The 22,564-nt window shown below is 49.3% G+C and carries 20 protein-coding genes; 6 read left to right on the top strand and 14 right to left on the bottom strand.

Annotated elements, in window-relative coordinates:
• Positions 1-7: 7 nt before the first annotated feature.
• The 4 genes from BWI97_RS02410 to BWI97_RS02395 all read right to left on the bottom strand — a co-directional run bounded on the left by BWI97_RS02410 (position 8) and on the right by BWI97_RS02395 (position 3,031).
• Positions 8-769, bottom strand: coding sequence for an NIPSNAP family protein (locus tag BWI97_RS02410; protein ID WP_102199886.1), 762 nt, complete (start codon positions 767-769; stop codon positions 8-10).
• Positions 770-852: 83 nt separating this feature from the next.
• Positions 853-1,812 carry an NAD(P)H-quinone oxidoreductase gene (locus BWI97_RS02405; RefSeq protein ID WP_102199885.1) on the bottom strand — a complete coding sequence of 320 codons (960 nt, stop codon included), beginning with the start codon at positions 1,810-1,812 and terminating at the stop codon, positions 853-855.
• A 154-nt stretch (positions 1,813-1,966) separates the two neighbouring features.
• Positions 1,967-2,467 (bottom strand): DinB family protein, encoded by a 501-nt coding sequence (locus BWI97_RS02400; protein WP_102199884.1) that lies wholly within the window; start codon positions 2,465-2,467, stop codon positions 1,967-1,969.
• Positions 2,468-2,527: 60 nt separating this feature from the next.
• Entirely contained in the window at positions 2,528-3,031 is a 504-nt protein-coding gene (locus BWI97_RS02395; protein ID WP_102199883.1) for a YdeI/OmpD-associated family protein, read from the bottom strand.
• Positions 3,032-3,106: 75 nt separating this feature from the next.
• On the opposite strand from BWI97_RS02395, the gene BWI97_RS02390 reads away from it, so the two are divergent.
• Positions 3,107-4,180, top strand: a complete 1,074-nt coding sequence (locus BWI97_RS02390; protein ID WP_102199882.1) for an L-dopachrome tautomerase-related protein — start codon at positions 3,107-3,109, stop codon at positions 4,178-4,180.
• A gap of 405 nt (positions 4,181-4,585) precedes the next feature.
• Here the strand turns inward: BWI97_RS02390 and BWI97_RS02385 are convergent, their stop codons facing one another.
• Positions 4,586-4,777 carry a hypothetical protein gene (locus BWI97_RS02385; RefSeq protein WP_094811919.1) on the bottom strand — a complete coding sequence of 64 codons (192 nt, stop codon included), beginning with the start codon at positions 4,775-4,777 and terminating at the stop codon, positions 4,586-4,588.
• Between the two features lie 105 nt (positions 4,778-4,882).
• Positions 4,883-5,089 carry a DUF2945 domain-containing protein gene (locus tag BWI97_RS02380; protein ID WP_094811921.1) on the bottom strand — a complete coding sequence of 69 codons (207 nt, stop codon included), beginning with the start codon at positions 5,087-5,089 and terminating at the stop codon, positions 4,883-4,885.
• Between the two features lie 59 nt (positions 5,090-5,148).
• On the opposite strand from BWI97_RS02380, the gene BWI97_RS02375 reads away from it, so the two are divergent.
• Positions 5,149-5,673 (top strand): 2'-5' RNA ligase family protein, encoded by a 525-nt coding sequence (locus tag BWI97_RS02375; protein ID WP_094811923.1) that lies wholly within the window; start codon positions 5,149-5,151, stop codon positions 5,671-5,673.
• Between the two features lie 32 nt (positions 5,674-5,705).
• Here BWI97_RS02375 and BWI97_RS02370 read toward each other — a convergent pair whose 3' ends face one another.
• Complete coding sequence (locus tag BWI97_RS02370; protein ID WP_094811925.1) at positions 5,706-6,422, bottom strand: 3-ketoacyl-ACP reductase; 717 nt, start codon at positions 6,420-6,422, stop codon at positions 5,706-5,708.
• A gap of 241 nt (positions 6,423-6,663) precedes the next feature.
• Between BWI97_RS02370 and BWI97_RS02365 the strand changes: the two genes are divergently transcribed.
• Positions 6,664-7,464: a methyltransferase domain-containing protein gene (locus BWI97_RS02365; protein WP_199181978.1), complete on the top strand. Its 801-nt coding sequence runs from the start codon at positions 6,664-6,666 to the stop codon at positions 7,462-7,464.
• A gap of 190 nt (positions 7,465-7,654) precedes the next feature.
• On the opposite strand, the gene BWI97_RS02360 is transcribed toward BWI97_RS02365, so the two are convergent.
• The 6 genes from BWI97_RS02360 to BWI97_RS02340 form a co-directional block, all read right to left on the bottom strand.
• Positions 7,655-10,867, bottom strand: coding sequence for a S41 family peptidase (locus BWI97_RS02360; RefSeq protein WP_102199881.1), 3,213 nt, complete (start codon positions 10,865-10,867; stop codon positions 7,655-7,657).
• A gap of 139 nt (positions 10,868-11,006) precedes the next feature.
• On the bottom strand, positions 11,007-11,621 hold the full coding sequence (locus BWI97_RS02355) for a DUF1080 domain-containing protein (protein ID WP_094811929.1): 615 nt from the start codon (positions 11,619-11,621) through the stop codon (positions 11,007-11,009).
• Positions 11,622-11,781: 160 nt separating this feature from the next.
• Positions 11,782-15,261, bottom strand: a complete 3,480-nt coding sequence (locus BWI97_RS02350) for a pyruvate carboxylase (RefSeq protein WP_102199880.1) — start codon at positions 15,259-15,261, stop codon at positions 11,782-11,784.
• Between the two features lie 536 nt (positions 15,262-15,797).
• Positions 15,798-16,265, bottom strand: a complete 468-nt coding sequence (locus BWI97_RS02345; protein WP_094811933.1) for a DUF3592 domain-containing protein — start codon at positions 16,263-16,265, stop codon at positions 15,798-15,800.
• A 486-nt stretch (positions 16,266-16,751) separates the two neighbouring features.
• Complete coding sequence (locus BWI97_RS27585) at positions 16,752-16,916, bottom strand: hypothetical protein (protein WP_158242670.1); 165 nt, start codon at positions 16,914-16,916, stop codon at positions 16,752-16,754.
• A 63-nt stretch (positions 16,917-16,979) separates the two neighbouring features.
• Positions 16,980-17,534 carry a CopD family protein gene (locus tag BWI97_RS02340; RefSeq protein ID WP_094811935.1) on the bottom strand — a complete coding sequence of 185 codons (555 nt, stop codon included), beginning with the start codon at positions 17,532-17,534 and terminating at the stop codon, positions 16,980-16,982.
• A gap of 135 nt (positions 17,535-17,669) precedes the next feature.
• Here BWI97_RS02340 and hemN point away from each other — a divergent pair, with 135 nt between their 5' ends.
• The 3 genes from hemN to BWI97_RS02325 all read left to right on the top strand — a co-directional run bounded on the left by hemN (position 17,670) and on the right by BWI97_RS02325 (position 20,757).
• The gene (hemN, locus tag BWI97_RS02335; RefSeq protein WP_369826525.1) at positions 17,670-19,034 is read left to right on the top strand and encodes an oxygen-independent coproporphyrinogen III oxidase; all 1,365 of its coding nucleotides are present in this window, start codon (positions 17,670-17,672) and stop codon (positions 19,032-19,034) included.
• Between the two features lie 182 nt (positions 19,035-19,216).
• The gene (locus BWI97_RS02330) at positions 19,217-19,711 is read left to right on the top strand and encodes a hypothetical protein (protein ID WP_102199878.1); all 495 of its coding nucleotides are present in this window, start codon (positions 19,217-19,219) and stop codon (positions 19,709-19,711) included.
• Positions 19,712-19,746: 35 nt separating this feature from the next.
• The gene (locus tag BWI97_RS02325) at positions 19,747-20,757 is read left to right on the top strand and encodes a hypothetical protein (RefSeq protein WP_102199877.1); all 1,011 of its coding nucleotides are present in this window, start codon (positions 19,747-19,749) and stop codon (positions 20,755-20,757) included.
• Between the two features lie 181 nt (positions 20,758-20,938).
• Here BWI97_RS02325 and BWI97_RS02320 read toward each other — a convergent pair whose 3' ends face one another.
• Positions 20,939-22,540, bottom strand: a complete 1,602-nt coding sequence (locus BWI97_RS02320) for a hypothetical protein (protein ID WP_102199876.1) — start codon at positions 22,538-22,540, stop codon at positions 20,939-20,941.
• Positions 22,541-22,564: the final 24 nt, after the last annotated feature.

Genomic DNA, 22,564 nt, shown 5'->3' with positions numbered 1-22,564 from the left:
TGTCGATTTAAACCTGGGAGTAGCCCGTAGGTTCCAGAAATACCCGCTGAATTCGGGAAACGGTATTCGCGTATTCGGGGAGTCCGGAAATGCGTTTCCAGTCGGGGTCGCTGCCGAATTTTTTCCAGTTGGCATCGCGTTCTTCCATGTTTTTGAACGTCAGCATGTACGTCAGACAGGGAAGAGAATCGCCGATTTTGACTTCACCGAAGAAAACGGGCGTCAGGCCCACGTTGTTGAATACCTTGATTTCCGCATCATTGAACATGGCAATTTTCCGGCGAACGGCGTCTTCACTGAAGCCTTCGTAGGTACGCAGTTCAAAGATTCGGCTTTGTTTGGTATCCGGAGCTACAACCTGCGGAAAACCCGAAAATCCCTGCATCAGCGACGATTTGTACCGGGCGTACGAGGCTCGTTCGGGCATGAGATTCCGGTAGTTTTCGCTGGCTTTCTGGAAATCCGAATCCTTGGTCAATCGACTGGCCGATTCTGCGTAGGCATTCATCGATGCGTAGGGAATCAGGACATATACCATTGGAGGTTCCGATTTTCCCATCTCCCGAAATACACCTACGGTTTTTACGCCCTGCCGATTCAAAGCGGGAATCAACGCCGTTTTCAGGTACTCGTCCAGAGCATTTCCTCCTTTCAATTCATACACACGAAGTTCAAAAAAAGCCGCTTCAGCCTGGCTAGCAGCCTGAGCGGGTAAGGTAGCAGCCGTGGCCGCAAGTACGGAGGAAGTAACAAATTTCCGGCGATTCATGGATGAGTAGAGGAATGTTTACGTCAAAAACAGCTACAAATATAGTTGAACGTATAGCCATTTGCGTATACCTAAAGTATCCATTATACCGTCAAAATAATCTTTCCGATGTGTTCGCCTTTTTCCATCAATCGGTGAGCTTCGGCCGCTTCCTCCAGTGGGAAAGTCCGGTACACCTCCGTACGTATTTTGCCCTGTTGTACCAGGGGCCACACTTTGGCTTCAATGTCGGCCGCAAGCTGAGCTTTAAAATCAGCGGTACGGGGCGAAAGCATACTACCCGTTAGCTGTAATCGCTTCGACATCACATCCATGATGTTAATTTCCGTTTTCACGCCATCGAGTCCAGCCAGCCAGCACAGGCGACCTTCGGGCCGGAGCAGACGCAGGTGTTTAGCCGTGTAATCGCCGCCCACATAATCAAGCACAACGTCTACACCCGTATCCGAAAACTCGGCCTCAAAATCCTGCGTACGGTAGTTGGCACAGCGATCGGCTCCCCATTTACAGGCAAAAGCACACTTTTCGTCGGTACCCGCCGTGGCATACACGCGTACGCCAAAGGCTTTAGCCATTTGAATCGCCGTCAGGCCAATGCCGCTGGTGCCGCCCTGTACGAGCAGGATTTCGCCGGGTAGTATTTTCGTTCGTTGAAACACATTACTCCAGACCGTAAACACCGTTTCGGGCAACCCCGCTGCTTCGGTCATGGGCAAGTCAGCCGGTAGGGGGAGGCAATGCCGGGCGTCGGCCAGAGCGTACTCGGCGTAACCACCATTCGCAATGAGGGCACAGACGCGTTGCCCTTTTTTCCATTGTTTGACCGTGGGGCCACAGGATTCAATTGTGCCTGCTATTTCCAGACCCAGTACGGGGGGCGTCTCGCCGCTGTATTTTCCCTGCCGCATCATCAGATCGGCCCGGTTAATTCCCGCCGCTTCTACTTTAATGAGTACCTGGGTTTCATTGGGTTGCGGTACCGAACGGTCCTGTACCTGCAATACATCCGGATTACCGGCTTGGGTGACTACTACTGCTTTCATGGGATGGGTAGGGTTTGAAGAGGTTTAAGTGGTGTATAGTTTGAATGACGTTTGAAAAGGCCGAAGGTTTAAGAGGGTTTGAATACGCTTTCAAGTTTGAAAAATGGCCCCTTTCGGGAATGACTTAGCTGGTGGGAACGAGTAAATTATTGCTTCAACTTTCCAGCATTCGAACCGTTACCAGCAACTGCCCTAAATGCCGCATGGTGTGTTCTGCCGAATGTACGTATAAACCCAGTACGGTGGAAGGAAGTTGAGCCCGACCCACACCCCGCGTTTCGGTGAGCGTTTGCACGTCCGTATGGCGGAGCTGTTGCAGAGCTTGATCTACCTGTTGATTGAATTGCTCGACTAAGGCCGTAACGCTTTGTTCATTCGGCAAACTTTCCGTCGCCAGGTACGCGAGCTGTGCTTCCGTCAGGGCTTCGCTCCGGGCGTAGGTATACAATCGATCCAGTACGCCTGTCAGATGCTGGAGGTGAAAACCCGGAGAGGCGACGCCCGAGGGTCGTTCCCACAGTCGTACGTTCGGAAATTGAGCCGTCAGAGCCTGAATTTCTTCCCGGGCCTGCAGCAGGGCATGGGCCACGGGTTGTAACAAATCAGGTAGGTCGGGTAGGGGGCCACGGAGCCAGACTTCACGCAGTTCTGCCATAATACAATGAATAGTTCGGATGGTAAAACGCTAAAAAATCGTTCAAAGGAGCCGCTGGTTTTAGCGGAGCGATAATTGGGCAAACGTTTCCTTACCTTCGGGAGCCTGCTTCAAACGGGTAATCAATTGCAGCGATCGGTCCACGCGTAACTGCGTATGTTTTACCGCGAGTACCGTTCGGATCAAAAAGCGTTGTTTCCCCGGAATGAGTGCCTGAAAACGTCGTTGGCCTTCGTCATCAAGACGCAGTACTTCCTGTAATTCCTCCGGCATTTCCAGTCCGAATTCGCTTTCATCCGGCCTGAGTTGCACGTGTACTTCGCTGCCCGATTTTAACTTTAGTTTCTTGAGTCGTTCCTGATTAATGGTAAGGTAAGCATCGCCCTGTCCGTGAGCGACCAGCCCGCAGGGCCAGGTAAGCGTGCCGTTGACCGTACAAAAAAGACGAATCTTGAACGTGCCGATTTGTTGGACGATCGCTGCCGGTACGGGAATGTAGGCTCCCGCCAAATGCTCAAGCGTACGAATGTCGGTGTAGTACTCGATGGGATCGATGGTTGCCATGCAGAAAATGGATTACCGGGAACATTCTTTTTGCGAATGGACTTGCCGTAAGCTTGCAAAAAAGTACGGAAATGTATGAAAAAACACGTGTACACCCTGGCCTTTGTTCTGGTAACAACGCTCGCCATTGCCCAATCTCCGAAGCGTACGCTGGAAGAAGCGGCTCAGTTTGGGAAATATCAACCCGTAGGATTAGCCATTTCGCAGGAGGGACGCACCTTCGTTACGTTTCCGAAGTGGTCCAGGGATTATAAAAACGCCCTGATTGAAATCAAGTCGGATAGGACTCAGGTGCCGTACCCGAATCAGGCCTGGAATCAGGAAGATTCCTTACATCCCCAGGATCATTTTGTGAGTTTGCAGGCCCTGTATGTGGATGCTGATAATACCCTCTGGGCTTTGGATCCGGCCAATCCGAGTTTCGGAAAATCCATTCCCGAGGGAATTAAATTGTTGAAAATTAACCTGAAAACGAATGCTGTCGAACGTATTTATCGTTTTGAAGACCTGCCCCGGGAGAAAACGGGACTAAATGATGTGAACGTGGATACCAAACGCCAACTGGCGTTCTTATCGGATCCCGGACGGGCCGCCGTGGTCGTGCTGGATTTAAAAACGGGCAAAAGCCGGACAGTACTTGAAAAACATCCTTCTACTACGGCTGATCCCGCGTATAAGCTTACGATTGATGGAATCGAGGTAAAGGATCAGTCGGGGAAACCGTTCAGTAGTAACGTGAATGGCATTGCTCTGGCGGGAGAATATTTTTATTACCGACCGATTACCCAGACTCAATTATACCGCATCCCGACAGCGGCTCTGGCTGATACTTCATTACCGAAAGCAGAACTGGAGTCGAAAGTAGAAGCCGTCGGGAAAGCGGGCATTTCCCACGGAATGTTCGCCGACAACGCTGGAAATGTGTACATGGGGGATTCGGAAAAGAAAACACTGTATCGATTCAACGCCCAGAATCGTACGTTCGAAACGCTGGTACAGGACGAACGATTGCTCTGGCCCGATAGCTTTGCCATTGGTCCGGATGGCTATTTGTACGTAACGGCGGCTCAGTACCAGCGGGCTCCTAAGTTCAACCAGGGACAGAATCGGGTGGATTATCCGTATCGCTTGTATCGGGTGAAATTGTAGGATTTCCCGCATTGCATACGGAATTGTTTACGTTAAAACCCTTCGGAGTTGGGGCGTTCGAATTGAAGAGGGTACGACTGGTGCAAGTTTGCATTGGAGATAACGGGTTCCTCGTATTGCATACGGGGCTATTCACGTTGAACCCCTTCGGGGTTAGGGCGTTCGGGAGAGTACGACTGGTGCAGGTTTCCCAACTTGTACTATCAACTCAGCAGTCTCCAACTGTCTTTCTAATCGATATTCAACTGTCCCAAAGTTATATTTCCTTCACTGCTCAAGGATTTACTCTTTCGTACTATAGTTGTAGTAAACCTATTAATTCAAGAACAGTAAAAGGCGGTCCAGACTATTCCGGACCGCCTTTTACTGTTCTTGAGATCAATAGGATTGAACGAGTGGTGACGTTTAGCGGCCTCCGCCACCAAAGAGCTTGGAAACGACCCAGATTACGACGGCAATGCCTAAAACGACCATGATAATTCCGCTCCAAACGCCTGCCTTAAAGATTCCTTTAATGGCTTCGCAGCTGGTCAAACTCATGGTGATTGATAATAAAACAAGGTACGTGGACCAGCGGGTTAATGTCAACTTTTTCATAAGGTCAAAGATTAATGGTGAGACGTTTCGTTTCAATCGAAGGTAAAAAACGCGTTCCAACAGTACCCAAGGCCATTTTTTCTAACTTTTTCTCCGGAATTTCTTTTATTTTTTATCGACTTCCGAAGCCAGTTTCAAGACTTTATCGCCGTCTTCCTGCTTGATTACCAGGGCCGGATTGTCTTTCGTACCCTTGCGAGTGATGGCTTCTCCTTTGATTTTTCGTTCGATAGTTTCGGTGTGTACGGATTCAATGGTACCATGTGCCTTCCCATTTCCCCACTTCCAGCTTACTTCGTCGCCTTTTTTCATTGGTTTGATTCTTTTTGTTCAGCGTATTAACAAAAGAAACCATGCCAGTTTTGACACGTATGCAAACCGAATCTGAATCATTATTTCCACTGATAGTAACGTTGAAGCTGGAAGCCCCGGCTCAGCAGTACTTCGATGCGTTACGGGAAAAATACTTTCCACCCGACCGAAATTTTCTGAAAGCTCACCTGACGCTATTTCATCAGTTACCGCCTCAGGAACCTATTATCGAAAATACATTACGGGAACTGACGCAACGACCACCCCTGAAACTAGGCGTACGGGAAGTAAAAATGATTGGGCGGGGAGTCGCCTTTGCGATCGAAAGCGAACCATTGAAAGCCCTGCATCGGCAGTTGCAGAACGAATGGGCCCAATGGCTGATTCCGCAGGATCAGCAACGATTGTGGCCCCATATTACGGTTCAGAATAAGGTAAGTCCGGCCGAAGCCAAAGCCCTGCAACAGGAATTGCAGCAGCGTTTTGAACCTTTTGAGATAAAGGCGACGGGACTCGTACTCTGGGAATACCACCAGGGACCCTGGCAGTGGGTGCAAGAGTTTTTGTTTGACCATCCATCCTGAACGTATGGATCAGGATGGATGGTCAAAAGAGCTTAAGGGTTCGTAGACCACAAACCCGCTTCTTTGACAAATACGCGACGATTTAACTTTAAATGAGCGATGACCAGTTCGGCCAGATCTTCGGCCTGCATGACTTTCTCGGGGTTCCCGTCCGTTAAGTTCAGAGCCACCGCCATATCCGTAGCCACGGTACTGGGCGTCAGGGCCGTGACCCGGATGTTGTGTTTACGAACCTCCTGCATCAACGATTCCGTCAGACCCAGTACCGCAAATTTCGAAGCACTGTAGGCACTGGTACGGGCGGCTCCGCGTTGACCAGCGGTGGAAGCGATGTTGATGATGTCGCCGGACTGGTTTTCGATCATACTGGGCAATACGGCCCGGGTGGCGTAATAAACGCCCATCAGATTGACCTGAATGATGTTTTCCCAGGTTTCGGGTTCCAGTTCCAGAAAGCTACCGAAGCTGGCCGTACCCGCATTGTTGATGAGAATGTCGATGGGGCCAGCCGTCGTTTGGATCTGATTGATGGCTGTTTCGACGGAGTTACGGTCGGCTACGTCAGCTGACACCGGATACGCTTTTGTACCCAGTGCTTCCACGGCGGCGGCAACTTCTTTCAGGCTGTCGTTTGAACGGGCCAGCAGAGCGACGTTAACGCCTTCGGCCGCCAGAGCCAGAGCAATGGCCCGGCCAATTCCTTTTCCAGCACCGGTGACGAGTGCCAGCTTTCCTTGTAATGATTGCATAGAATAGAAGAATCGTTTGAGTTGCGACTAACCGCAAAGAAAGGGAGAATAGTTTCAGAAAAACGATTCTCTGCCTTCGGATGGGTTACTTATCTAAGATTGTAAATGACCTTTCAAAGAAGTCATTCCACTAAAAATCAGTAGAAAAGAATGGATCATCTCTAGGAACGTAAGCGTACGTAGCATCGGAAAATACTGGGAGGTTTTGTTTACCTTGACGGCGTAACTAACCTTTTTTCATATGAATTCCGAAGCCATTGACCGTGCCCGGATGCCCGAAGGCACTGCCGCCGTACTCGACCAGCGAACCCTGTCCAGCGATTATCCTACGCTGCTGTCGCTTCTACAACCGGGTATGCGGGTACTCGATGTGGGCTGCGGAACGGGTACCATTTCCAGGGGCATCGCCGATGCAGTCGGACCCGAAGGTTCGGTTGTGGGCATTGATTCCAGCGAACATTTGATTGAACGGGGAAAAGCGTATTTCGCGGAAATCACGAATCTGGAATTACTGACAGAAAATTTATTTACTTACCAGCCCGAGCAACCGTTCGACCTGATTGTATCGGCTCGGGTGTTGCAATGGCTGAGTAATCCGAAAGAGGCCTTGAGTCAGTTCAAAACGTTGCTGAAACCGGGCGGCTGGGTATCGATACTTGATTACAACCACGCACAACTCGAATGGTCACCGACACCACCCGCGAGTATGCAGGTTTTCTATCAGGCTTTTCTGGACTGGCGGGCGGACGCGGGTATGGACAACGAAATTGCGGATCACCTGCCGGACTTATTCAGCGAATTGGATTTTCAGGAAATCCTTGTACTGGATTCCAATGAAGTCTATCAGCGGGGACAAGCTGACTTTACCGCAAAACTCAACCTCTGGACGACCGTAGCCGAGACCCGTGGCCAGCAAATGGTACAAAACGGCTGGCTTACGGAGGAACAGCGTCAGCAGGCCATTACGGAATACCGGAGCTGGGTAGAGCAGGAGGCGGAGTCGATGACGATGAAGCTAAAGGAGGTACGGGGGCGGGTGTAATGGGCCAGGGGTTGAAACCCCTAATTACAAAAGGACCATCCCTACGGGGTTTTGAAGTAAGAGAGAAACAGTCGTTCGGCGAAACCCTAATCAAACCTTAAATCCATACTCAAACTTCAAACGCGTTTTTAACGCCTTTCAAACTTCAAAAAAAGCCCCGGATCGACGTCCGGGGCTTTTCGTGACCTGCTTACTTCAAATCTTTCAAGATCTCCTCAATGGCTCGGTCGAGCTGGGGTTCTTTTCCTTCCAGACGATCCATAAAGGTTTGTTTGACGGTGATGTCCGGCTGGACACCCTCGCGTTCGAGATTCTTGCCGTCGAGGGTATAACAACCCCAGGAAGGCAGACGGTAAAACGAACCATCCACCAGTCCTTTACCCGAGGTGAAAATGATCCAGCGGTAGGTTTCCGTACCAATCAGCTTACCTAATTTCAGAGCCTTGAATCCGGCAGAAGTCATCTCGGCATCGCTCAGGGATTGTTCGTTGATCAGCATCACAATGGGCTTACCCGAGGGGCTAAAGTTCGGCTGCGGCGAGCGGGCACCGCCCCGGTATTGCCATTGCAGATACGGACGCTGACTCAGGAAGTTCAGCACCAGATCGTGAACGTTGCCGCCCGTGTTGTAGCGTAAATCCACAATCAGAGCGTCTTTCTGATTCCAGTCGCGGGTCATGTCAATCACAAACTTCTGGTATTCGTCCATACCCATGTTTTTCATGTGTACGTAACCGATCCGGTTTTTGCTCTTGGTATCCACGTACTTCTGGTTTTGATCGATCCATTCATCGTACAACTGATTCACCAGTGCACCTGAGTACTCAGGGTGGACTTTCACTTCAACGTTTTTGCCGTTTCGTTCGAATGTCAGTTCCATTTCCTGATCCAGCGAAGGTTGCTGGAAATAGAAATCGCGGTTTTGCTTGGGGTTAACCTCCTGTCCGTTCACCTTCACGAGTACGTCACCGGGTTTTACGTCTTTTCCAGTTTTATCGAGCGGTGAATTCTTGACGACAGCCTTCACCCGGTACGGATTTTCATCCTCGAAGATCACGCCGGGCGTAAGCGTACGGGTCGCGAAGAAGTTACTTTCTTCCGGACCGTACGAACTGAAACCCGTGTGCGAAGAATTCAACTCGCCGAGCATATCGTTCATCAGCGTACGGAAATCCGTACGGTTATTGGCCCGCGAAACAAAGGCCTCGTATTTCGGCTTGAGGGATTTCCAGTCGGCTCCGTGGAAGGTTTCATTGTAGAAGTTCTCCTCCACATTCGCCCAGGTTTCTTCGAACATCTGGCGGAATTCTTCCTCGAAATTCTTCCGGAAGGTATGTTTCATGTCGATTTTCTCGACTTTATTGGCATCCAGATTCAGCTTGTGAATGTTTCCGCCCACGATGACGTAATACTTCCCATCGAGTTGAAGAAAATCGGAAGCTCCACGGGTACCTTCGATTTTTTCCGTTTTGTTCGGTACAAAGGGTTCAATCGTCGTTTTCCACCAGCTGGGTTGGCCCTGATCGTGATCTGACTGGAAAAGAACGAACGTTTTGGTGTCTTTTTGAACAACGATGGGATCCACCGCTGTACCGAAATTCGGACTGATCTGCTCCAGGCGATCCATCAAACCGTCGAAGTCAATCACAATCGGATCAATCTTCTTGGGTTCTTCTTTTTTCTTTTCGTCCTTTTTCTCTTCTTTTTGATCCTTTTTGGCGTCCGTCTTTTTCGTACTGGTTTTGCTCGAGTCTGTCTTGGTTTCCTTTTTCTCGTCTTTCTTTTCTTCTTTTTTGAACAGCTCGGCGAATTTGTCGGAACGATACGGCTCTTCCAGCTTGCTCAGCGGCATCCGGTAGACGTGGGCGTCGGCCAGACCAAAGGGATAGGAAGGTTTGTACCGATTGCTGGCAAAATAGATGTACTTGCCGTCGGGCGACCAGTACGGAGCTTCTTCCGTAACGCCCGTGTTGGTCAGGTTATACGTTTTCCCGTCCGAGAGTTTGTGGACGAAAATGTCCTGCTCAAAATTACGGTGAGCCGTGAATACGACGTACTCATCGTTGGGAGAAAACATGGGTGAGGAGTTCTGGAAAGCCCATATTTCATCTTTCACGAGCGTCTTCGAATCGAATGACTTCAAATCCAGTAAGCGAACTTCGTCGCGACCGCTCAAGTACACGGCCTTCGTACGGTCCTTATTCAGGAAGAGATTCCGGTTATTCCGAAGGTCTTTCGTCAGGGCTTTCGCCGAGCCGTTACCATCGGCGGGGATGCTGAAAAAATTCTGGTAACCATTAACGGTCTGGTTGAATACTAGCGTCCGGTTGTCGGAAAGCCATTTTACTTCCAGTACCCGGCCCGTCGGACTGCTGCTGAGTTGCTTGATGTACTTGCCTTCCACGTCGGAAACGAACAGTTGTCCCCTAGAAGAGAACGCCATTTTCTTACCATCGGGTGATACATCGAAGAAATTGATATTGCCCTGTACGATGAAATCCTGAGCCTTGGGAAGCGTAAAGTTCCGAGAAATGGACAGTTGGACGGGCTGAGCTTTTTTGCTGGCGACGTCGTAAATCCAAAGCTGGTAATCTTTCTCAAAGACCACTTTCTGGCCATTGGCACTGACCTGAGGACGCTTGATGGATTCCTTGAACGAGGTCAATGCCGTCTTTTTGCCACCGTTAAAGGCGTACAGGTTGTATTCACCGTTGGCCTCATCGGAAACAAAATAGACCTGACCCGATTTATCGATGGTCGTCCACATATCCTTGCCCTGATAATCCGTATACCGCTTGTAGGCCTTGGTTTTCGAATTGTACGACTGGATATCAGGGTTAAATTCACCCTTGTACCCTTTGCGATAGGCCTGGTTATCGCTTTCCCAGGTATCGTTGAAGTACAGCTCGCCGGTGGTGGGATGTTCGGCAATACTGTGAATCCGGTTGAAGAAATGTCCAAAGATGCGTTTGGGTGTACCACCATCGATGGAAAGGGTATAGGCCGTACCATTGTTGTACGCTCCTGATTCGAAGTAAATCGTTTTCGAATCCCAGCCCCAGCCATCGAATAGATCGTAACTGTCGTGGAAGGTCAACTGCCGGATTTCACCACCCTCGGCGGGCATCACGTACACATCGGCGTTGCCGTACTGCGTGCCCGTAAAGGCCAGCCATTTGCCGTCGGGGGAGAAGCGGGCCCGGGTTTCGCTCCCCTGCATGGCCGTAAGGCGGGTACTGACGCCCGTCGTGAGATCGGTTTTCCAGAGGTCGTTTTCGTAGGTAAATACGAGCGTTTTCGCATCCGGGCTAATACTGGGGTAGGAAGTGAAGTACACCCCCTGGCCGTGCGTAGTGGCCAGTCCCGCTACGACCATAATGGCGGAGAGAAAAATTTTTCGCATACAATGGGTATGAAGTGTTTTTTCGAAAGATACAAAGCAGTGGGAGCCCATGGAAATACACTTGTGACCAATGGTAAGTATTCAGCACAAAAAAAGCCGCCTGGTTTTCCAGACGGCTTTTTTATGTATTAGGAACGGCTTACAACGTCCGAACTTTGATGTCTTTCCAGCGAACTTTAATCCCACCACCATCGTGAATTTGCAGAGCGATACTACCGGTTTTTGAACCGAAAGCAGGATCGGTCATTGTTACCATTTCTTTGCCGTTGAGCCAGGAGGTGACGGTATTGCCCTGTACGCGAATTTTCATCGTATTCCATTCGCCCATTTTCAATGCCTTGTCCTTAGCCGGATCGGGTTTGATGAGCCAGCCCCGTCCGTATGACTCGTAGATACCGCCCGTTGCATGGTTTGGGGGAGCTACCTCTACCTGCCAGCCCGACACTTTGGTGCCTTCGATGGAGGAGTGGAAGAAGATACCGCTGTTGCCATCGGCTTCCTGTTTGAAACTAGCTTCTACTTCAAAATCCTTGAATTGTTCTTCCGTGGCCAGGTAGCCGTACTGTTTGTCGGGACCACTCTCGCAAATGAGCTGACCGTTTTCAACGTACCATTTTTCGGTACCATACACTTTCCAGCCCGTTAGGTCTTTACCATTGAAAAGCGACTTCCATTTGGCTTTTGCGGGTTGATCCGCGAAGGTGAACAAACTGGAGCAGACCAGCACCAGAACGAGTGCGAATGTGCGATGCATACGTTAGAGGTTTAATTGAAATGAAATACTGAATAAAAGGTATAGAAAGCAGTAAAACGATTGAAAAGGTTTGACACGTCGGCTGTTCCAATCCCTTTGTTGAAGGGATGAAACCAGCTCAAACGTAATCAAACCTTTTCAAATAATGCTACAGATTTTACTATTCAATCGTCAGTACCCAGTCATCCTGTTCAACGACGGTACCTTCCGTTAACGTAATAGCTGATACTTTTCCAGCGATGGGAGCCGCTACGATACTTTCCATTTTCATGGCTTCGATCACGAACAGCGGCTGATTTTTCTTCACTTCCTGGCCTTCTTTCACCTGAATGCGTACCAGACGGCCCTGTAAGGGAGCCCCAATCTGCCCCGCTTTCGTAACCTTTTCATTCTGGGCTTTGGTGGCCTTGAACGTCTGGTCTTTGATGGAAATCCGGCGAGCCTGTCCGTTGAGATCGAAGGTTACCGTCCGATGACCCGTTTCGTCGGGCTCGGATACGTAGGAAAGTTTGATCATGATTGTCTTTCCTTCTTCAATCGTCACGAGTACTTCTTCGTCCTGTTTTAATCCGTAGAAGAACGCCGGTGTAGGCAGCTTACTCACATCTCCGTACCGATCCGAAGCGACGTAGAATTCTTCGTATACCTTCGGATACATCTTGTACGCCAGGTAATCGAGGAAGGCTCCGTCGTTGCCCATGAACGTCTCCGCGTTGGGGAATTTCTTCTTGAAGGCTTCGAAATCTTCGTCGATATTCAGCGGCGGTAAACTGTCGTTCGGACGGCCCGTAATGGGTTCGTCGTCTTTCAACACCAGCTTCTGAAGTTTCTCGGGAAAGCCACCCGCGGGTTGACCCAGTTCGCCTTTAAAGAAGCCCTTCACCGATTCGGGGAAACTCAGCGAATCGCCGCGTAAGAAAATCTCATCCGACGTTAGGTTATTGGTCGTCATGAAGATTGCCATATCGCCGACTACTTTCGACGAAGGCGTTACTTTCACGATATCCCCGAAAAGCTGGTTGGCCGTGATGTAGTTTTTCTTGAGTGTCTCAAACTGATCGCCTACGCCCATCGAAATGGCCTGTTGACGTAAGTTCGAGAACTGACCGCCGGGGACTTCGTTGTCGTATACCTCCGCCGAACCGGACTTCATGCCACTTTCAAACGGATAGTAGTACTCCCGAACATCCTCCCAGTACGTAGAATACTGATTCAGCAGGGACAAATCAATCGGATGCTCGCGTTCGTGGCCCTGCATCATGGCTACCACGGAGTTGAAGTTAGGTTGAGACGTCAGGCCCGACATTGCCGCAATCGAGCAATCCACCACGTCCACACCCGCTTCGATGGCTTTCAGGTACGTAGCCGGCTGAATCGAGGACGTGTCGTGCGTGTGCAGGTGTACCGGAATGCTCAGTACTTTCTTCAGTTCACTCACCAGAATGGCCGCCTGTTGTGGTTTCAGTAAGCCCGCCATGTCTTTGATACAAAGCATGTGCGAACCTAAATCTTCCAGCTGACGGGCCAGATCCAGGTAATATTGCAGCGAATATTTGTAGTTCGGATCATTCTTGTGCTGCAGAAAATCGCCCGTGTAGCAGATGGCCGCTTCGGCAATCCCACCCGTGCGTTCCTGTACGGCCTTGATCGATACTTTCATCGAATCAATCCAGTTGAGCGAATCGAAAATGCGGAATACATCCACGCCCGATTCCCAGGATTTTTCCACGAAGGTTTCAATCAGGTTATCCGGATACGCCGAGTACCCTACGGCATTGCTACCCCGGAACAACATCTGAAGCAGCATGTTCGGCATGGCTTCGCGGAATTGCCGCAGACGGGTCCAGGGGTTTTCGTAGAGGAACCGCATCGAAACGTCGAAGGTCGCTCCACCCCAGACTTCCATGGAAAATAGCTGCGGGAACGCTTTCGCAAAACCCGAAGCTACTTCCAGCATGTCGTCGGTACGCACCCGCGTGGCCAGCAAGGACTGGTGCCCATCGCGGAAGGTCGTATCCGTGTACAGAATGGTATTGTGTTCCTTAACCCACTCCGCAAACTTGGCCGGGCCGAGCCGCGTCAGGCGGTCTTTATTCCCCATTGGAAACTCGCTGTACGGGTCCGTGCTGGGAACGATGGGCGTGCGGAACGTCTTCTGGTTTTTGACTTTTACGTCCGGATTTCCGTTCACGATCACTTCGCCGAGGTAGCGTAATAGCTTAGTCGAGCGATCCTGTGATTTACGGAAATTAAAGAGTTCGGGTGAATTGTCGATGAACTGCACCGTACACGATCCTGACTGGAAGGTCGGGTGGGCGAGTACGTTTTGCAGGAAGGGAATATTGGTTTTTACCCCCCGAATCCGGAATTCGACCAAGGCCCGTTCCAGTCGCTGAATGGCTCCCTTGAAGGTACGGCCCGACGAAGAAACCTTCACCAGCATAGAATCGAAGTAGGGGGAAATTTTCATCCCCGGATACGTCGAGCCTTCGTCCAGACGAATACCAAAACCAGCGGCGTTGCGGTACGCAATGATGGTACCAAAATCGGGTTTAAAACCGTTCGCGGGATCTTCGGTCGTGATGCGGCACTGGATGGCAAAGCCGCTCATTTCCACGTCGTCCTGGCTGTGCAGGTAAATGCCGTTGTCGGAGAGCTTGTAGTTCATGGCCACCAGCAACTGACTGCGTACCAGGTCGATACCGGTAATTTCTTCCGTAATCGTATGCTCTACCTGAATCCGGGGGTTTACCTCGATAAAGTAGATATTCTCTTCCTTATCGACCAGAAATTCCACCGTACCGGCACAGGAATAGTTAACGGCCTTACCGATCGCCACGGCGTATTCGTACAGCTTATCGCGGGTTTCCTGCTTGAGGTTGACCGAAGGAGCAATTTCTACGACCTTCTGGAAACGACGCTGTACGGAACAATCCCGCTCGAACAGGTGAAGTAGATTGCCATGCTGATCGCCCAGCAACTGTACTTCAATGTGCTTGGGATTTTCAATGTATTTTTCAATGAAAATCGTATCGTCACCGAAGGCATTTTTGGCTTCGTTCCGGGCTTCATTGTAGGAGCGTTCCAGGGATTCAGCGTCCCGAACGACCCGCATTCCCCGGCCACCGCCACCAGCGGCGGCTTTCAGCATGATCGGGAAACCAATGCGTTCGGCTTCAGAGATGACCTTTTCAATGGGTTCTCCCTTGATTTTCGCGTCCTGGATGATGGGAAGTCCGGCCTTGATAGCGGTATCCTTGGCAATCACTTTATCACCCAGAGCGTGCATGGCTTCGGGTGATGGGCCTACGAAAATGATATTTTCCTCACGGCAACGGGTCGCAAGCGTCGTGTTTTCGCTCAGGAAACCGTAGCCGGGGTGAATGGCGTCGATGTTTTTGCGTTTGGCCAGAGCAATCAGTCCCTCCACGTCGAGGTAAGGCTTGAGCGGGTCTTCATCCCGGCCAATCTGATAGGCTTCGTCGGCTTTATAGCGATGGAGCGAGTAACGATCTTCGTACGTATAGACAGCAATGGTCTGGATGCCCAGTTCGGTAGCGGCCCGCATAATGCGAATGGCAATTTCGCCCCGGTTGGCTACCAGCAGACGCTTGATTTTGCGGACGTATTCAGGAGTCATGCAGCAATGAGGTTAAAAGAAAGACTTATTCGGGTAAGGCTTGTTTTCAAGGATTCAACCTTTAGCACAAGCGTTTATCATACTTAAAAATAGTTGGCTGCAAATATGCAAACTTGCCAAAAGAAATGCCGTAATCTTTGAAAAATTCTGAATATAATTTGGAGAGTCTTGAAAAATTTAAAACGTCGCTCAATTATATCCAATGCATATATTATTAGATTTATTCAAGGGACGAGCATCCAGGGGATAAGACAGCCCTACTCAGAAACCTTGCGGTGAATGAGACCGAGGATACTCCCTGAAGTAAATCTATTGATTTCAGTTAAAAACCCCGCACCACCGACTGCTTTTCCGGAATCGGGCAGCAGAAGGTACGTCGAATTGCGGATAAGATTTCTCATGGGGTACGGAGGGCAGACGCTGAAGAAACCTTTCTGAAGAGAATAAGTTTGAAGAAAGTGCCAATAAAAATACCCCTAAGATCGCAGACCTTAGGGGTATCATATTGAAGAAAACACCAATACTCAACGCAAAATTTAGAGGGCAAACAGTACACTGATCAGTACAAAGACGCCTCCTAAGATGTAAAATACCTTCGGATTAGTACCGGGTACGTGGTCCGTTCCCAGCGTAGCGTCTTCAGGGTTTTCGATGTTGTACCGAACGGGTACCGTCTCGCCGACCTGAATCGGTTGAGAGAGGGCTTCTTCGCCCTGAGCTACGAACTGGTGATTACCTACGCTGAACTTCACCTGAGGAAAAAGGAGCGGGTAGTTGCCCATTTTATCATCCCGGTTGTATTTCTTCAGGACATCCACAATAACGCCTTCGGCAACTGCTGAATGTTGTAACCATTGCTGGCGACGGTTGGCAAAGTAAAATCCAACGCCTACGCAAGCGAAAGCAATGACGAGAAAGGGTAACATAAATTCCGCCCCGGGTTGGGTCATACCAGCGGGCCGGGGAAGAGACATTAATAAGGAACTATGCAAAGAAAAATTCATGGCTTTTCGAATCAGACTGTGTTGAAGAAACGTACGTTCGTACCGTAACGTTCTGTTTTCTGGTTCGAATTACTCTTTATTCCATCAGATTATCAAACAGTTAGCGTAGGGCATGAATAGGTGGGAAGCTTTGAAAAAAGATGGATTTAAGAGACAAAATCGAACTTCACATCGGAACAAGTTTAAATTTTAGTAAGCGGAATTAAATTTTGTTCAATTTTTGAAAAATGAGGTTTCAGAAAAAGGGATTAATTATTTTAAAATTTTTTTACTGATAAATTGAACTATTTGTAGAGTGGTATTTCCCTGTTCTGCCATTTCGAAGAATTCCCTACGGTCATAGCAATGAAATGACAATGAGCATCCAGCATTCAGGCCTTACTATCCAAATAATCTTTTGCGAAAATGATCAGAATTTTTTTTCTGAAAGACACAAAAAAAGGCCTGCTAGCGTTAGCAGGCCTTTTTTTATCTGATGTGTTCAGATTAAAAATGACGGGGCGAATTGTAAGCCGCAAAAGCAGCTCCGACCAGCAATGTGCCTACGATAGCAGTCAATAAATCGCCAAAACCCCAGAGGACAATAGCCAGAAGAAGAAAACCGCCCAACTGAGGTGCTTTAGAAGAGGTTGATTCGCTATGAGATGACATGATGAATTTCTTTTGAGATAATGGGACAAAAATAGAGGCTGCAACCTAAACCGCCAAGTTCTTTTAAGGCTTTTGCTGCTTTTGTTCCCGTCGCCGTTTGACCAGCCGTACGGCCATCATAATAACTACGGCAAAAACAAGCAGACCCACCACGCCGTAAATCCAGTCGAGTGCATTCTTCAGTACCACCAGAAAAACAATGGCAAAGAGCAGAATCGTTGCTACTTCATTCCACAATCGTAACTGAAAAGAGCTGTGCCGGAAGTGATCCTGCCGCAGTTCGTAGATCAGCTTGCGGCAGTAAAAATGGTACGCCACCACACCCGCTACGAAGGTAAGCTTCAGGTGCATCCAGGACTGTTCCAGCCAGGCAGGAATCAAATACAGCATCCAGCTGGCTGAAAGGATGGTGAGCCACATTGCCGGAACCATGATGGCGTTGAAGAGTAGCTTTTCATTTTTCCGGTACTCGGCCAGCAGAATGCCACGGGCTGGCTCGGGCTTGGTATGAGCTTCGGTGTGATAAATAAACAGCCGGGGTAAATAAAACAGACCCGCAAACCAGCTCACCACAAAAATGATGTGCAGGGATTTGAGGTAGGGATACGCAGACTCCATGGAAAAACAAGACCAGTGAAACGATCGTCAAAAGTAAAGCCTGAATGACCGATCCGGTACGCGGACCTGAGAAAAGTCATTGTTTACCCCGGCTCAAACCAGAAAATTTGCGGACAGTTCACCGGCCACTGAGCCGTGCTTTTGGATACGCGACTGATGGATACTTCACTGTTAAAAAAATACGATGTGGCTGGGCCACGCTATACGAGTTATCCCACGGTACCGTACTGGGAAACGGATACGTTTACTACGGAACAATGGAAAGACCGCTTGTTGGATAAATTCATTCGTTCCGACCGATCCGTCAGCTTGTACGTGCATCTGCCGTACTGTGAAAGCTTGTGTACGTTTTGTGGCTGTCATAAACGGATTACGAAAAACCATGGGGTCGAGCGGCCGTATCTGGAAACGGTCCTGCGGGAGTGGCAACTCTACCTGGATCTGTTTCCTTCGCAACCTGCGTTGGCCGAAATGCACTTTGGAGGCGGAACACCCACCTTTTTCACGGCCGAGAATCTGGCCTGGTTTGTCGAGCAGCTACTTAAAGGTACGACGGCGGTTGAGCAGCCGGACTTTGGCTTTGAGGGACACCCCAACAATACCACGTTTGAACATTTGCAGGCCCTCGCGGACCTGGGCTTTCGACGTGTCAGCTTCGGGGTACAGGATTATGATCCACGCGTGCAGCAGGCGATTCATCGCATTCAACCGTTCGAGCGGGTGAAACTCGCTACTGAACATGCTCGCCGGGCGGGCTACTCGTCCGTGAGTCACGATTTAGTGTACGGTTTGCCGTTTCAGACGCAGGCGGGCGTTCGGGATACCATTCAGAAAACCATTGCGTTACGACCCGACCGGATTTCGTATTACTCATACGCTCACGTACCCTGGATTAAGGGTACGGGACAACGCGGTTTTCAGAACGAAGACATTCCACAGGGCGAAGAAAAACGGGCTCTGTACGAAATCGGTCGGGATCTGCTACAGGAAGCGGGTTATACCGAAATCGGAATGGACCATTTTGCTTTGCCTCATGATTCCCTGTATCAGGCCATGCAGAAGGGTACGCTCCACCGTAACTTCATGGGGTATACCACCACGCGTTCGGAGGTGCTGGTGGGGCTGGGGGCTTCTTCCATTTCGGATTGCTGGACGGCCTTCGCCCAGAACCTGAAAGATATCGAAGCGTACACGGCGGCGGTAGAGCAACAAACGTTTCCGATTTTGAAAGGTCATGCCCTGACCGATGAAGATATGCATATCCGGCGTCAGATTCTGGATTTAATGTGTCGCTTTGAAACCCAATGGCAGCCCGGTAGCTCTTCTGAAATAGAAGCGGCTTTGCAGGGATTACAGGACGATCAGTTGATCGAATATACCGTAGACCGCGTGTGCGTTACAGAAAAGGGGAGAGCTTTTTTGCGGAATATTTGTATGGTATTTGACGAAAAATTAAAGAAAAATCAACCCCAGCAACCGTTGTTTTCTAAAACTGTTTGAGTGGATTTTTAATCTAGTAAGCTGTAAGTACAGGTAAAATAAGGCGATACTCAAAACAGAGAATATGCGAGTCAGCCCTGAGCAATCAGGGCTTTTTTCTTGAAAAAAGCTTATATTCACTGTTTAGGGAATAGCGTAATGAAGTACTTATAATACAATCCCAACGCTAAACCGCTTATGTTATGCCAAAGAAAGAGCTCGTTTATCAGGAAACGCAGAAAATGACACAAGCGTGGATCTGGCTACCCTTGCTCGCAATCATGGCGATGTGGGTAGCTGCAATGATTCACGTTGTCATAGGAGGTAATGACCTGAACGGCAGTACGATCAGCACGCCGGCCTTACTGGCTCTGGGTAGTATACCCGTGAGTTTACTGATGCTCTTTTACTTTATTTCACTGAAAACGGTTGTTGTTGGGGATGTACTGGAAATTCAGTTCAGTCCTTTCGTGACCGAACGCATACGTCCCAATGAAGTCGTTCGGACGGAGCTAATTACCTACGGATTCATCGGTTATGGCTACCGCTTTTCAAAGCAATACGGCACCGTTTTTAACGCCAAAGGAAGCACGGGTGTATTGATTTATAAAAACCGGGGTGAAAAAGTACTGATCGGAACCCAGCAACCGGAAGCATTACAGCAGGCCATTCAGAAATGGCGTGCGGGTACTGATTAAATTGAATAGGAATTATAGAGAAATTACCGTTTGAAATGCCTGCTAAACCGAAGTTCTTATTAATTGTCCCCTGGGATTATCAGTTGTACGTAGTGATTGAAAAAAATCTTACGTATCTGGGCTATGAGGTGGTAGTGGTGCATACTAATCAATACGCTTTTACTTACCAGGATAGCTTTCGGAAAATGAATTATCTGGTTAAGAAGCTATTTTCATCCGATAAAAGGAGCCTGAAAGCGGAGTATTTAACCAGTAAACGACGATCGTTAATTCAGAAATATGAACGGTATGAGGTTACGCTCGTCATTCGATCGGATCTATTTTCTACTGAACTTTTACTGGAAGCCAAGGAAAGAAGCGTGAAGTTTATTTCCTTTTTTTATGATGGGTTAACGCTGAATCCTCAGGTGCTTCCCCAAATAAAATGGTTTGATCGTTTTTTTATTTTTGATCGGACGGAAATCAATACGTTCAAAGCTTACGGTGTTGAATACGCTCCTAATTTTTACGTAGATTATCCGGGATTAGATAGCAATCCATTACAAAATAAATCGGCGTATAAAATATACTACATTAGTTCGTATCATCCTTCCCGCGTCGAGATTATTCAATCATTCTACAAATACATAACCACTAAATTACAACCCGTACGGTTTGACTTTGTCTATCAGCCCCAGGATGAAGGAAAGATACCTGCGTTTATAAAAAAGAACTTTAACTGTCTGCACACCATCGTACCCTACGAAGAACAGCTACGCCTGATAAAAAATACGGAAATTATTCTCGATTTTAAGATGGATGCCCACGCAGGTTTTTCGTTCCGGATTTTTGATGGTATTAACTGGCAGAAGAAAGTAATTACGACCAACGATTTAGTAGTAGAAGAGGACTTTTATCATCCGAACAACTTTTTCGTATTAACTGAAACCAATGAAGCGGAACTGGATGCCTTTTTAACGCTACCATATGTTCCACTGAATCCGGCCATCAGAGAGAAATATTCATTCAAAAGCTGGCTCCAAAGGGTTATTGATTACGTGCCTTAATCAAACAGGTTGAGACGGGACCAATACATAGGAGAGCGAACGTAAGTATAAGGTGTAAACTGTTTTAAGTAATCATAATTAAGGGAAATCAGGAAGACTGATCACGAATGAATGGCATTAAAAAGGGGACGAATCCAGCTCGGATTCGTCCCCTTTTTTGATGGAGTACTCGCTACCTAGGCTATAACACCTTGGCATCAAACACGCCCGTAAGTACCCGATTCTCACGTTTAACCTGAACCCAGATCCGATACGCTCCCGATTGGGGGAAGGCATAGGGAATACTCAGGTGGTTGGTATGGCCTTCGTGTTTCATGCCCGGCATGAGAGCCGCGTCCCGGGCGGCTTCGGGCAATGTAGCCAGTTTCGCCAGTACCTGATCGACGCTGTCGCGGAATACCTGCGGGGACGATGGGTTGCGAGCCTTCCGTTCCGTTTCAGCAATCCGATTTTCAAGAATTTGCTGGGAGGCACTGGAAAAAGTACCCGTCGGGTGCAGGTGAATGTATACCTGACCGTCATTTTTAAATACGGCGGCGTGTCCCATCATGCCCAGGTACGGTTGTAAGACGGCGGGTTTGCCGTCAGGCGTCAGAATGGAAAAATTCAGGGAGTAGACCTTACCCGTCTGGAAGGTTTGATTGGGCTGGGCTTCCCAGACAATCGTGGAGCCATCCTGTAGTTTGGTTTTTACACCCGGTTTGCCACACACCGTAATGGCCCGGTCGCCAGGCAAAGGTTGCTGAGTCGTTACCGACGATGTAACCGCGTACGTATCCTCCGGATCAGCGGTAAGGGTTTTGGACGTCGAACGGGGGAGGGCCGGAATATCGAGCGTGTCCGTTACGGTGTACGAAAAGCCCTGGTACCGTACCATGTCGGCGTACAGCAGGTATTTGCCCGCCGGGAGGTCCGGTAAGGCCGCCTGAAACGTCAGCGAATCCAGGCGATTGGGGTGCAAGTGGGCAAAGGCATCCATCGAGCCTTGCCGTACCAGAAACAAGTGCATGAGTTTGCCGTGATCCGGTACCAGATAACTCAGCGAACGTCGGTGCTGGGATGTCGAATCAATACGGAGCGTTAGCACGGGTTGTCCGGCCTGGGTCGTTACGCTGGACGTGGCCTGATACGGTTTATACAGAAAATCCCGGTATTGATCGGCCCGGGCTTTCCACCAGTTATTTCCAATGAACAGAATACCAAAGCAAAACGTAGCTCCCAGTACGGAGCCGGTCACGCGGCGGCGGCGACTGGTTTTCGTATCGGCCTGTCCGGGCATGAGCAGGCTATCGCTCAGGCTGGCTCCGAAGATGGTCGTCATCAAGCCCACTAACAAGACCCCTAAACCCACCAGTACCCAACCCGTTACCGCAGGCATTTCGCGGGTGGCGGTTGATACGGCGACGATGGGTACTACGACGATACCCTTACCCAGACTTCCTTCAATGGTTACCTGTACACTGGCAGAGCCCGTTTCCATAAACCAGACGGACCCTTCAAACTGGCCCGGTTCGCTGCCCACGGGTAGGGCTGGATCAGCCTGGGGTGAACCTTCGTCGCCCGCCGAAAAATAGATGGGCTTGAGACTGATGTGCTCTACGCGACCCATTCCCACCAGTACGGTTACTTTTGCCGTGCCGGGAATAACGTCCGGGGGCTGTACAAACACCTGTACGGGATATTTACCAGCAACCCCTTCGAACACTACGCCCGAACTACCGACGTGAGCCTGAGCCAGCAAGGGCAACAGTAAGCCCACGAAAAAAGAAAAAAAGTATTTCATGAAAATCAAAGTCAGGAGGAGGGT

This window comes from Siphonobacter sp. BAB-5405 (genome assembly GCF_002872335.1).
In the GTDB taxonomy this organism is placed as follows: Bacteria; Bacteroidota; Bacteroidia; order Cytophagales; family Spirosomataceae; genus Siphonobacter.
Note: the sequence above shows the minus strand (reverse complement) of the source record. Positions and strands in the feature narration are given on the sequence as shown.